This window comes from Janthinobacterium sp. GW822-FHT07H10, from assembly GCF_058798675.1.
Genome location: NZ_JBXAKS010000002.1, coordinates 130,994 through 143,501, shown reverse-complemented (window position 1 = coordinate 143,501; position 12,508 = coordinate 130,994). Strand labels below are relative to the sequence as shown.

The following is a 12,508-nucleotide window of genomic DNA, read 5'->3' as shown; positions in this document are numbered from 1 at the left end:
TACCCTTCGGCCAGATCCGTCAAACAACGACACGCTTTCCATACCATCCTCCGAAATCAGTTAGGTCGGTCATGCTCAGTCTTGAACTGGTTGGACGTATCGGGATTGATTGGCGTGCCGTCTGCCATCACCGCAAATTTCTTCTCCGGATACCACTCCAGGTCAGCCTTTCTCACCTCACCAGCGAATTTGTACGTGACGCGAAACAGCCGTTTGTACTCGACATCCTTGAGGCAGGCAATGCCCGCTGGATAAAGTGAATAGTAACTCTGACATGACTTCCCCGTCGGTTGAAGAACTTGGGCCACGTTGATGCGTTCCGCGATCTCCGCAGCCCCAACACACCTAGGAAACACAATTGCCAGACTAAACGCGACTATCGCTAGTTTCGTCAACATTGGTGGGGGCCTTCACTTACAATTTGCTGGTGTCTGTGCTGCGAGTATCCGAGCACCAGCGAGATCGCCAGAACGTCGACTCTTTTCAACCGCGTTCTCGTGGATGAGGCAATAAGGGTCCGCCACGCTCCTGCCTGTATTGGGATCAATGATGACTGTGTTCGAGCTTCTTCCACGTGCATTTGCTGCAACTTGCTCGATCTTCTCGATTGGAACTCCGATCTTTTTCAGCTCTGCATTGGCCTGCTTGCTTTCTGGGCTTGGAGGCTTCGACGTTGCGATTAGCGCTAGTCCTAGAATGGCTTTCTGATCGCCTTGAGATGCGGGGATGCGATACAAGGTAACTGCTGTTCCAAGCTCCTTTTGGAACAGCTCGCTCTTCATTATCAAATCAGCCTCGCCGACCATGGCACTAACATTTCCACGCTTCTCAGCCAATTGGTAAAGCTGTCTAGCACCGACGTAATCGAACTTTATGTACGCTGATGTTACGCCCGGATAAACCATACTGTGAATATTGGCCAGCAACCGTGGAGCTTCCGCATCTCCTCGAATTGTGAGGTAGCGTAGCAACGGCAGAGCGTCGGTGTACCTACGTTCATTTACATATTTCAACGCGAATTCCATCAATTTTTGATCTGTTCCCGCAACCTCAACAAGTTTCTTGCTAAGAAAGGGCGCGCCCACCGCCGGGGGCTTCAAGAGGACGATTTTCCGCAGTTCTTCACTATCTGTGTATGCCCTTTCAGTAATCTCTATATTTGACAATGATGAGGAAGCTTCCGGCAAGGAAGCCGACTTGGTTTTCGTGGCACGCCGAACACCTGCCGCAGGTTCCACCACTACAATTTGTTCAGCTTTATTCGCCGTCATAGCGGGTGTGACGCTGATCGAAGTTGCCCCATTAAGCACTGCAATTCGATCAGCGTAAGAATGCTTCAGGCATGCAACATCCTGACACTTATTTCTAACGTTCGCGAGCCAAGCTCGTTGCTCCAACTTCAATTCATCAGCGTTGACTGCCGTTGACATCGACTTCTTATACGACTGCATAAGCTGGCTATCGAGGTCAGAAATCTTCTCGTCAGAACAGATCGTTTTCTCGACATTAGTTGCGGCCTTCGCGCAATCGAAACTGGCCGCGTGTGCGACCGATCCAGCAGCAAGAAGCAATAGGCACAGTATAGTGTTCTTCAATTTTTTCACCTTTGATGTTCGTAGCGTCGCACGGCAAGTGGACTTGCCGTGCGAGACTTCATTACTCCGGAACCGAGACGCCGTATGCTGCTGATTGGCTTACGATCTTGCCTTGGTATGGAATGATCCAGTTCAACCAGCCGTGACCGTTGTTGAAGTTGGCCGTGTTACCGTAAATCTGCGTGGAGGTAAGTGCCACCGGATCAATCTTGACGATGTTGCTGAAGCCATAGACCGCCGCGTCATAGGTCAGATGAACATTGGTCAGATAAATCGAACCGGCATCGACAACGATATCCAAGGTGGTCTGATACTGCTGCATATATGGCAGTACCGTTACCCTCGACTGCGAAAACACGCCCGATCCATCATTCTTAAAAATGGTCGGAGGCCAGTTGCCGAAGTGGTTGTCTGGCGCTGTACCTGCCAAGAATGCGTCGTAGCGTCCTGACTTGGAGAAGTCAATCAACTCTGACGTGTAGATTGCGGCGTTGCCAGTATTAACGCCTGTGATGCCTGGCTGCCCATTGGACTGATACGCGTTGATCATTGCCGGGAAGTGCGACATGTCACGCGTGAACGTGCCGTCCTTGTTATTGATAAGGAAGTACGGCTTCTGCTGAACCATGTTGTCCGTTACGAGGATATCGACATAGCCGTCACCGTTGATGTCTCCCGCCGAAGCGCTGTGGCAATAGCAGATATCGGGAAGCGTCAGGTTCTTGTAGGTGCCATCTGCTTGGCTCATCAACATGTGCTGCTGTTCGCCGGGATACGGATCAGCATCAACGCCATGACAGGCGAAGAACACATCTGGCACGCCATCGTTGTTGAAGTCGGCTACGATGGTTTTGCGCGGATGGACACAGCCGACAGTGTTGGTCAATAGCTTGGCTGTGTTATCAACCCAAGCGCCGTTCACATTTTTGTAGAATCGGATGTGGCCCAGCTTTGATGCCGTCGCCGCCGTGTAGTTGTATTCCAAGGAGTGGGTAACCATCGAATAGCTACCTTCTTGGAAGAAGTCCGCAAATGCCACCGAGTTGGACTCAGTCACATCCGCCGGCATTGTTTGTGCGCCGAGTGCTTTGCCAGCAGCGATCTTGTTTTCGTAGGACGACTTAAGCACCGGGATCGGAACGATCAACGATACCGATTGATTTGCGGTGCCGCTCGCGCCAGTACAAGTTAGCGTGTACGTTCCAGCGCCAGCCGCAGTTGGCGTCTGTACTGACGTGCCGGATGTAGCCTGAGTTCCTGACCATGCCCCGGTCGCGCTGCATGATGTGGAATTTGTGGACGACCAAGTAAGCGTAGCCGACGATCCCAATGCGACTTTAGGCTGACTGATCGCTAGCGTGACTGTTGGCGCTGGGGTAGCTGGGATTACAGGCACTTGCGTGGCAGGACCGCCACCGCCACCGCCGCATGCGGCCAATGACAGAGTGATCAATCCCGCTCCAATAGATTTCTTCATTCATTTCCTCCACTCGCACCTCGTGGGCGCTTGCCGTTTGTGAAGCCCCGGCAGTGAAGGTCTATTGGCGCAACTTTTTCCCGATTCGCTGAAACCAGTTAGATCATCGGGTGATCCTTGGTGATACGTGACCTGTACTCGTCAACGAAGACCATAACGTCAAGGCCGAGCGCATCAGCGATGGTGACGAATTCTGGAAAGTCCAGGCGTCGTTCACCGCGTTCATATTTCGAGACAAAAGACTGTGTCTTGCGGAGTTTATCAGCCAGATCGGCTTGCAAAAGTCCGCGCGACATGCGCGCTTCAACCAGCATTTGCCGGAACACTTGTGAGTTGGGGTCGTGAATAGGATTAGCCATCCACACAGGTTGAAACCCAACTCAGGATATGCCATAACCTATTATGGGATATACTATCACAAGGAACGCCATAATGTTGACAATTGGCAACATTTCCTGAATGCCTTGGCGATCTACGCCTCTGCTGTCGGAATGCGTTGACTTTTAATCAACTAGCGCTCTCTGTTGGACTAATGATAGAGAGCAATGAATTTGCTTAAATCATCCCAAAGGATGATTTCAGCGAAGCGAAGAATCGAGGGACATGGATCGGTTAGACAGCATCATTCGGAAGATTTATGACGCAGCCCTAGACCCCGCCGAGTGGGAGACGTTGTTGACCGAAATTACTTCGGTCATCGGTGCTGTAGCAGGCTTCTATGCCGGACTGGATATCCGTCATGGTCGAGGTGCGTATTGGCACACAGTCGGACACGACCAGCGAACGCAAGCGCTCTACAACGATCAATTTCTTGCAGTTGACCCGACCCTAGCCCAGATCATCAAAACGCCAGGTCGAGCACTCGCCTGTAGCGAATACCTGTCTGATGCCGACGTGGCGACGAGCAAATTCTATTCCGACTTCATGATTCCGAACGGAATTCGCTATGTTCTTAGCGGCGTTGTCAGCATGGAAGGCAGTATGATCAGCTTCTTCGGCTTTCAACGTCACGTCAGCCAACCACCGTTTTCGCAGATCGAAACAGACTTCCTACAACGCCTGATACCGCATTTCGCCAAGGCCGACCAAGTTGCGGCGAAGGTATCCACCGTTAGCGATGCCAAACGACTCGCGATGGCAGTCCTTGATCGCATGGACTACGGCATCATCATCGTGAATCAGGCCGGTCATGTAAGGATGACGAACCAGCGCGCAGAACTATGGCTACAATCAGGTGAGGTAGTTCAATCCCTATTTGGTCGAATCCGGCTCACAAACATCAAGGACAATGACGCGCTCTGCGGACTGATACGAACTGCGGTTAGCGGCGACAATGCTGATACGCAGGCCAAAACCATCGAGACACTTGCCACGCAAAGCAATACTCGCGTTCGAATCGCGGTGCTTCCGGTTAGCAATGAAGAAAAGAGACAGCTAGACGACGATGAAGCCGGTGTTGTTCTCGTCCTTTCAGACAACAATCAGCAGCGTGCGATGGCATCACATGTTTTGCAGGACTCGTATGGACTGACCGCTGCGGAAACGAAAGTGGCGACCGGCTTGGCCGGAGGGCTTACGCAGGATGAGTTGAGCGATACTTTGTTCGTCTCACTCTCCACAATCAAGACCCACACACAGCACATCTATCAGAAGATTGGCGTCAGCAGGCAAGTCGATCTGGTCCGACTCGTCTACGGCCTACCTGCCCTATCGTGAGCTGACTCCGATTCAACCGCCTCTCGTCCCGACCTCAACTACCACCTGTGCCGGATCATCGAAGTCAGGATACACGACTCTGAAGCCACCGTTTCTTGCTGTGATCGTGAAAAACCTACCGACATCTTTCCGCGAAACATATCGTCCGCGAACACCTCTTCCTGTCCGCTTTGGTTCGGTTCTATGCGTCTCAAGTATGTATGCATCAGCTCGCGCCGACGAGAACCCTGCATCGATCAACTTCCGTCGAAGATCATCAATAGTCTCGCGGCTGGACAATGAGCCAGCCGGAAATACCTGAACGCTATCAACGAGATGGCGAATGTGCTCAGCCAATCCGGTCCTAACCGTAAACAACGTGTCTCCTGTTAGGGAGTCAAGTTGGTCGATCAATTTTCTAACTGAATCCATCTCTTCTGAACGATGGCGAACTGAAGCTTCAGCCGATTTCAGTTGGTTCGCAAGCTCATCCCTTGTAGCACTCAGTATGTCCGCCTCGTGCTCAAGCTCACGTATACGTTTGAGGACGGTTGCAGGCGCATCGCCCAATTCCAGTGCTGACATCAAGTGCGCAAGACGCTTGCTGTTTTCGTCAGCAGCAGCATTTGCTGATTGCAATTGTTCGCTAATCGTGAGCTGTCGCGCACTTTCGCCTTCAACAGCATCGACATCCGACAGAAGTTCCTTCAACTGCAACGTACGACAGAACGTAAGAAAGCTCTTCTCAAAATCTTTGTACGGCCATTGCACTGCGAAACATCCGAGGCCCCGGCGCGCGCCGTCGCACACAAGCACCTTCTTTCCTGGCCGTTTGATTTCACCATCGTCGGAACGCACACGCTGTGCTGCGCCACCTGCCAAGATCATTGTGCTACCACAGTATCCGCACTTGGCGATGCCACTCAGTAAGTTCGGGACATCAGTACCCTTCCTAGCTCTTGCGCCGGGGAACAGACGCTGTGAACGAATGGCCTGCAAGTGAAAGTAATCTTCTTTGGAAATCAGGGCTGGGTAGTAGTCAGGAATCGGCTCACCATGAGGCGTCAGCTTGCCACCATTCCATAACTGGGGCTGAAATTCGCCATATAGTGCAGTGCTGGTAATGATCTTATAGATGTAAGAGGCGTGCCAACCCTTTCCATGCGCTGAGACTGGTGGTTCAGAACGAGCATTAAGCCGCTTGGCAACCAGCGCTTGCCCCATCCCGGCCTTGACCATGCCAACAATTTCCATTACCAACTCAGCACGCTCTGGAATAAACTCGAACTCAGTCCTGTCAGCATTCAACTTCAACCATGACGGGCATCGTGCGGTTAACTTCTTAACACCAATACTCGCTCTTTTGCTTTCCCATGCGGCCAAGATGCGGCGGCTTTTCATCGCGGATTCTTCGTGGGCGCGAGCCATGATCGTGATAGAGATGATCAGACTACTAAAGTTATCGCCAACGGACTCCGCACTGTAGACCATGTTATCTGCAAGCGTAACGATAGTGACGCCCTGCCGAAGAATGGAAATGAAAATCTCCAACGCAGCAAGAACTTTGTCACGCGACAAACGATCCAGCGACTCAACCAGCAAGAACGAGCCGGAAACAATACGACCACGTTTGATTGCTTCCAAGAACCCACCAAGCGCGCCACGTTCAATGTTCGAGCGGTCAAATGCTGACAGACCAAGATCCTGCAAATGAAGTGTGGTGTCGAGCGTCAAGCCGTGCTTGGCGGCGTAGCTTTCTGACAACTCGGTCTGCCTACGAAGGGAGTCGCCTTTCTTCTGCTCTGACGTAGAGAAACGAATATAGCTATAGGCGACTGGCACGGCGAGGTCCATATGATTACCAACAGGCAATTATATCATCAGCCTTTAGTATATTCATAGACCACTTATTGAAATCAGATGGCTGACGCCCGTGCGGTTGAACACTTGCCAGTCCGACTGGGGGATGGCGCGCTGGTCGCCCACCACCAGCGCCACGATCACGCCCGCGTACTGCTTGCCTTCCAGGCTGCGCACGATGCGCGCGCGCAGGGCCGCGCGGCTCGCTTCCACCACATTGCCGAAGCCGGGCACGAAGGCAGCCAGGCGCCGGTTCGGCATGTCCGCGCGCGGCTGCGGCCGCACGTAGCCGGTGGCGCGCACGCCCTGCTCCAGCAGCCACACTTCGTAGTCAAAACCCATGGGATTGGCATTGCCATGCGGGCGCTGCAGGCGCACCGTCAGCCGCCAGCGTTCGCCCGGCTGCACATTGCCCACTTCATTCGTCGCGGCGTCGCGAAAGCCCGCATACCAGGACAGGGCGATCAGGGGCGGCACCTTGGCACTGACCGCCTTTTCGACGGCAAAGTTGAAGCGCACGCCCTGCTCGAAATGGTAGGGCAGGCTGGCGATGGTGCCGACGACGGTGATGTCCTCGCCCTCGTCTTGCAATGCCAGTTGGGATGAGAGCGCCGCGTGCGCCAGGAACGCGGCCCAGAAATAACCGAAGATGACGCCGAAGAGGCAGCCCAGGGACAGGCGCAAGACCACATGCCCGCCACGCGCGGTGTAGCCTAGCCCCAGGAAAAGCAAGCAGGCCAGCAGCAGCGCCGCACCCGCATGCGCAGGCAGTTCGGCCTGCGTCTGCAGCCAGAAAGCGCCAGCGGAAAAGCCGAGTATGAAGGTGCGCATGGCAGGCCGAAGCGGCGCTGACTCAGATTCACCACTATAAACGGCGCTATCTGGGTGCGCGCGCACATGCTAGCTGCAAGTTTGATCGGGAGCAGAACAAGACGAAGTAGCTCAGTTAATACCAAGCAATAGCCACCTTGCATTTCTTTCCCATCTACACCACGCCATACTGATTTTAAAGACAATCGACAGGAATGATTCTCAGCTGCTCCACCAAATTCCAATCGAATGGGACGAAGGAAGAATTTTTCCAATTCGCTCCCGCAGGTATCCAGTTTTCCCTGAATTTTCTGGCAGCAGAGCGCAGGCAATCCTGACAGCCATGCTCCACCCCGCAACAGGATCAACAGTCATGCCCTGGCGTTTTTCCATCCGTTCACCATGGCGGAGTATCAGGAGCATAGCCGCAAACACGGCAACAAAGTTTGTCATTGAGCATTAAACATCCGATTTTCTTGAAGCGCCATCTTGCACTGCATCCGGATTGCGGAAAACTCCCTGGAAATATAAAAGAGTGGAGTCTCCGCGCCATGATCCATGGCCCGACTGCCTGACGATCACCGGCAACAACTTGCAATATGCAGTTCAGGCGAGAATCTCTGCGCCGACAAGATTGCCGCCATCATCAAAATCGAAATAAATATCGGGTCCGGCATATTCCAGCACATCGCGCAGCCGAATTTGTTTTTTCACGCCGCCGGCTACGCCCTTCCCCCGATGACCTGGAAGAATCAAATATGCAACATTATCATCATCTGCGCTTAGTTCAAGCTGCATTTTTCTTTTCATCTTGCTAAAGCCCAAGGTTTGCCATCTCATTACGATCTCTTGCAACCCTGCAGTGCCGCTCTTGCCTGAGCGGCGCATGAGCAAGCGATATCGCCCATTCACGGCCCGTCCAGCGCCATATGGCGATCAAACCACCTGAAGCACCACCACTTTCTTAGGGTTATTCAATGTTAGCGTGACATCGTCGAGTGTGCAGGGCAATTCATTCAAGATATCAAAGGCCATGCAGAAATCCTCCGGGGCGCATGTTGCCATGCAACCGGAGTCCCGCCAGACAATCACGATGCCATCGTCCTTCAATCCATCCAATCCTGTCCATACGGAATCCGCTAGCGCCTCCCAGCTTGTATTGCTATGTAACGGAGGATCGAGAGGAAGCCTCTGGCGTACCCCATCAAAGAATGTGTCCTTGGAAGTCATTTCCCCAGGGAGGTGAAACACATGCATGCCGTCCGTTTGCGAATCGAGAATGATCTGCTCGGCAGTTGCGGCATCTACAGCGAAAAAACCCCGGCGACTCAACATCATTACTCTCCCAGTCTCCATATTACGAACGACGCCAGCCCAGCCAAAGCAATCGCGGTGCATTCTCATGCGCTTCCATGCTAGCATGCCCTTCAGCGCCCCGGGCGCCAACTCCCCCCCTTTATCGAACGCCACATGACCGCGCTTTCAACCGCCGAGATGTACCTGCAGGACTTCCATCAACGCCAGCCAGGCGTCACCAGCGCCGCATTCGGCCACTTGCCGGCCCGCTCGGCCAGCGCGCACCATGCGTCGTCCTATGCCGTGCTGACCAGCCTCATAGCGGATACGGATACTCCACTGACAGTGCTCGATCTCGGCTGCGGCGACGGCCACCTGCTAGGCTTGCTGGCTGCCAGGCCGCAGCTGCAGCTGATCGGCATCGACATGAGCGCCGCCGAATTGGCCGCGGCGCGCGCCACCCTGCCCCCATCCGTGCGCCTGCAGCAGGGACGCGCGCAGGCGCTGGACCTGGCGCCCGCCGCCGTCGATTGCCTCGTGTCGCACATGGCGCTGATGCTGATGGACGACATGGAACAGGTGATGCGCGAAATACGCCGCGTGCTGCGCCCCGGCGGCCAGTTCGCGGCCATCGTCGGCCGGACCTTTTTGCTGGGCGAAGTGAACGACGCTTTCATGGACGTCTTCAGGCCGATCGCCAACGACGCGCTGCCGCCACTGCGCTTTGGCGACAGGCGCGCGGGCTCGGAAGCCGGTTGGCGCGAGCTGCTCGATGGCGGTTTCGCGCACGTCGCGTTCGACGACATCGACGTGCCCTGGTCGCCGACGCCGCACGCACTGTGGGCCGCGCTGCTCGACACCTATGACATCGACCGGCTCGACGACGTGGCCAGGCAGCGCCTGCGGCAAGCCTTTCTTGACGCCGTCCGCTGCCTGCAGCGCGTGGACGGCACCATCGCCACGGGCTGGGGCTTGCGCCTGGTGCGCGCGCAGGCTGCCTGAAAATGGATGCCTGGAAGCAAGCTGTCCGCCATCGACGGTATAATCGGCCTCGCTTACTTCAACACCCAGGCACGACATGACTTCCTCCGCACTTCCTCCCGACACTTCCACCGATCTCGCCGACAGCACCGAAGACAATAACGACGCCACCCTGGTCGCGGAACTGGGGGAACTGGCCGAGCATATCCGCCTGGTCAAGATGGAAGGCCGCGTCTTCGTGCGCTTTTCCGGCATGGTCAAGGCGGGCGGCCTGCGCGTGCCGTATGCGCTGGTGCCGGCGCAGGGCGTGCTGGCGCGGCCGGCCAAGTGGCGCAAGATGGACCGCGAGGCCAAGCTGGCCCTGATACGCGAACGGGCCAGCGCCGCCATCTTCGAGGAACTGCGCCAGCACGTGATGGATTTCGTCGCCGATATCGCGGGCCAGTGCGAGGACGTGGACACGGACCCGATGCTTTTCCTGCATACGCTGGGCGACATGCAGACGTCGGAGCCGGCCGGCATGGTCTTCGACCGCATCCGCCAGCGCTTCAACCACGCCATCGAGCGCCAGCAGGAAGAACAGCATGCGGCGCGCACGCGCCAGAGCATCAACCTGGCCGAATATCCGGCCTCGTTCGAGATGGCGCGCCGTTTGCCGCGCCGCTTCATCGCCCTGCTGGGACCAACGAATTCCGGCAAGACGCACCGCGCCATGGAAGCGCTGGTGAAAGCGAAAAGCGGCCTCTACCTGGCGCCCCTGCGCCTGCTGGCCCTGGAAAACTACGAACGCCTGCAGGAAGCCGCGCCGCATGGCAAGCCGCTGGCCGTGAGCCTGATCACGGGCGAGGAACGGCGCGTCGTCGACGGCGCCACGCACGTGGCCAGCACGGTGGAAATGCTGGACACGAAAACCGTCGTCGAGGTGGCCGTCATCGACGAAATCCAGATGCTGGCCGACCCGGACCGGGGCGCCGCCTGGACGGCCGCCGTCTGCGGCGCGCCGGCCCACACCGTGTACCTGGTGGGAGCGCCGGAAGCGCGGCGCGCCATCGAGGCGCTGGCCGAACGCCTGGACTGCCCGCTGGAAGTGCATGTATTGAAACGCATGGCCCCCCTGTCGATGGAGGCGAACGCCGTGCGCAAGGTGCGCAACCTGCGCCGCGGCGACGCCGTCATCGCCTTTTCGCGCCGCGAAGTGCTGATGTGGCGCGACATGATCACGGAAACGGGGCTGTCGGTGGCCACCGTCTACGGCAACCTGTCGCCCGAAGTGCGGCGCGCGCAGGCGCAGCGCTTCCGCGACGGCACGGCCGATATCGTCGTCGGCACCGATGCGCTGGCGATGGGCCTGAACATGCCGATCGCGCGCATCGTCATGACCACCTGCGTCAAGTACAACGGCCGCGAAGAAGAAGAGATTTCCGCCGCGCTGGCGCGCCAGATCGCCGGACGCGCGGGCCGCTACGGCGTGCACGAAGAGGGACTCGTGGCCGGCTACGACAACGAGACGCATGAAGTGATGCGCGCCCTGCTCAAGGAGAAGCTGCATCCGCTGAACACCAGCGGCTTTGCCGTGGCGCCATCGCTCGAGCATCTGCACCGCATTTCCTCCGTGACGGGCGAGCTGTCGCTGTCAAAGCTGCTGCGCCGCTTCATCCACAATATCGACGTGCCGGACGGCTTCTTCTTCCCGCGCATCACGGAAGACCAGAAGGAGCGCGCGCTGTGGCTCGATACCCTGCCCCTGTCCGTGGCCGACAAATTCACCTTGTCACTGGTACCGATCTCCAGCAAGGTGCCGTCGCTGCAAACGGCGTGGGAACACTGGGCCAGGAATCTGTCGCAGGGCAAGACCTCCACCTTGCGCCAGCACGCGTATGGCGGCGGCACGCAAAACCTGCAGCAGGTGGAAGACACGTGCCGCTATTACTCGGCGTATGCGTGGCTCAGCTACCGCCTGCCCGAATTCTTCCCCGATATCGCGGTGGCGCAGAACCTGTCGCGCGACGCCTCCGAGCGCGTCGATTCCATCCTGCGCGCACACAACGCGGCCTCGCGCGGACGTTTGGGCAAGAAGTTCAAATAATCTACCGCAGCTCCCAGAACCACACCTCGCCGCAATCCCAGTAGCATGCGCTACCGCATTCCTTGCTGCCTGCGGACGGCAGCAGGATGTCGATATGTCCGCCCGCACCGTCCAGGTAGCCGGGGATGCGGAAGAACGCGACGAGGCCCTGGCGCTGGCCGACGCCGGCAAGCGCCGTCGCCCTGCCGAATTTTTCGGGCGCGCCACACAGTGCGGGACTGGCCAGCATGTGCGACAGCCTGGCCTGCCCCGGTTCGATCAGCGCGCCCTTGAACGGCCCCTTGCGGATGGCCATGCGCCCCTTCAGCCGGACGCCGGACTTGATCAGGGCCAGGCTGACGCGGATGGCGCAGGTATTCCTGAAGTTTTCCTGGTCGATCAGGTCTTCCCAGCCGATCTCGCCAAACAGGGCCGCCTGGCCGACGGCGTCCACGCTCGAGTAATTCTCACGCAGCGTGATGAATGCAGGTTTCACGTCAACCTCCCGCTCGAGTAGCAACGAAGCAACGCCGTGCCGGGATGGACACGAGCATGCTCCATTGTAGGACGCCGCCATGGGCGGACCATGAGCGGGCGCAAGCGCAGGGCTGGATGAGAGTCCGCGTGCGCACTGTGGATTGGACCGTCTTGCCAACCCATCAATGAACCTTCCCCTCCACCACCTGTCCATCAAGACCCGCCAGCGATTTGCGAGCCGCTGGCCGGGCA

At 56.9% G+C, this 12,508-nt stretch carries 12 protein-coding genes; 3 read left to right on the top strand and 9 right to left on the bottom strand.

All coding sequences use genetic code 11. The annotated features are described in order from the left end of the window. Nucleotides 1-56: 56 nt before the first annotated feature. The 4 genes from AC1RDJ_RS04720 to AC1RDJ_RS04705 all read right to left on the bottom strand — a co-directional run bounded on the left by AC1RDJ_RS04720 (nucleotide 57) and on the right by AC1RDJ_RS04705 (nucleotide 3,431). Nucleotides 57-398, bottom strand: coding sequence for a hypothetical protein (locus AC1RDJ_RS04720; RefSeq protein WP_493026640.1), 342 nt, complete (start codon nucleotides 396-398; stop codon nucleotides 57-59). Between the two features lie 12 nt (nucleotides 399-410). Beyond that, entirely contained in the window at nucleotides 411-1,604 is a 1,194-nt protein-coding gene (locus AC1RDJ_RS04715) for a lysozyme inhibitor LprI family protein (protein ID WP_493026639.1), read from the bottom strand. Between the two features lie 52 nt (nucleotides 1,605-1,656). Then, nucleotides 1,657-3,072 (bottom strand): FG-GAP repeat domain-containing protein, encoded by a 1,416-nt coding sequence (locus tag AC1RDJ_RS04710; RefSeq protein ID WP_493026638.1) that lies wholly within the window; start codon nucleotides 3,070-3,072, stop codon nucleotides 1,657-1,659. Nucleotides 3,073-3,170: 98 nt separating this feature from the next. After that, entirely contained in the window at nucleotides 3,171-3,431 is a 261-nt protein-coding gene (locus tag AC1RDJ_RS04705) for a helix-turn-helix domain-containing protein (protein WP_493026637.1), read from the bottom strand. Nucleotides 3,432-3,747: 316 nt separating this feature from the next. On the opposite strand from AC1RDJ_RS04705, the gene AC1RDJ_RS04700 reads away from it, so the two are divergent. Continuing rightward, on the top strand, nucleotides 3,748-4,788 hold the full coding sequence (locus AC1RDJ_RS04700) for a helix-turn-helix transcriptional regulator (protein ID WP_493026636.1): 1,041 nt from the start codon (nucleotides 3,748-3,750) through the stop codon (nucleotides 4,786-4,788). Nucleotides 4,789-4,800: 12 nt separating this feature from the next. Here AC1RDJ_RS04700 and AC1RDJ_RS04695 read toward each other — a convergent pair whose 3' ends face one another. The 4 genes from AC1RDJ_RS04695 to AC1RDJ_RS04680 form a co-directional block, all read right to left on the bottom strand. Continuing rightward, nucleotides 4,801-6,621 (bottom strand): recombinase family protein, encoded by a 1,821-nt coding sequence (locus tag AC1RDJ_RS04695; protein WP_493026635.1) that lies wholly within the window; start codon nucleotides 6,619-6,621, stop codon nucleotides 4,801-4,803. Between the two features lie 42 nt (nucleotides 6,622-6,663). Then, nucleotides 6,664-7,458 (bottom strand): ComEC/Rec2 family competence protein, encoded by a 795-nt coding sequence (locus AC1RDJ_RS04690; RefSeq protein ID WP_493026634.1) that lies wholly within the window; start codon nucleotides 7,456-7,458, stop codon nucleotides 6,664-6,666. Between the two features lie 585 nt (nucleotides 7,459-8,043). Then, a complete protein-coding gene (locus AC1RDJ_RS04685) occupies nucleotides 8,044-8,277 on the bottom strand; it encodes a DUF2283 domain-containing protein (RefSeq protein WP_493026633.1) in 234 nt (77 codons plus the stop codon). 96 nt (nucleotides 8,278-8,373) lie between these two features. Next, nucleotides 8,374-8,775, bottom strand: coding sequence for a barstar family protein (locus tag AC1RDJ_RS04680; RefSeq protein ID WP_493026632.1), 402 nt, complete (start codon nucleotides 8,773-8,775; stop codon nucleotides 8,374-8,376). Nucleotides 8,776-8,907: 132 nt separating this feature from the next. On the opposite strand from AC1RDJ_RS04680, the gene AC1RDJ_RS04675 reads away from it, so the two are divergent. Together AC1RDJ_RS04675 and AC1RDJ_RS04670 are read left to right on the top strand one after the other, a co-directional pair. Continuing rightward, nucleotides 8,908-9,735 carry a class I SAM-dependent methyltransferase gene (locus AC1RDJ_RS04675; protein WP_493026631.1) on the top strand — a complete coding sequence of 276 codons (828 nt, stop codon included), beginning with the start codon at nucleotides 8,908-8,910 and terminating at the stop codon, nucleotides 9,733-9,735. A gap of 76 nt (nucleotides 9,736-9,811) precedes the next feature. Further along, nucleotides 9,812-11,800 carry a helicase-related protein gene (locus tag AC1RDJ_RS04670; RefSeq protein ID WP_493026630.1) on the top strand — a complete coding sequence of 663 codons (1,989 nt, stop codon included), beginning with the start codon at nucleotides 9,812-9,814 and terminating at the stop codon, nucleotides 11,798-11,800. 1 nt (nucleotide 11,801) lies between these two features. Here the strand turns inward: AC1RDJ_RS04670 and AC1RDJ_RS04665 are convergent, their stop codons facing one another. After that, on the bottom strand, nucleotides 11,802-12,275 hold the full coding sequence (locus tag AC1RDJ_RS04665; RefSeq protein WP_493026629.1) for a T6SS effector amidase Tae4 family protein: 474 nt from the start codon (nucleotides 12,273-12,275) through the stop codon (nucleotides 11,802-11,804). Nucleotides 12,276-12,508: the final 233 nt, after the last annotated feature.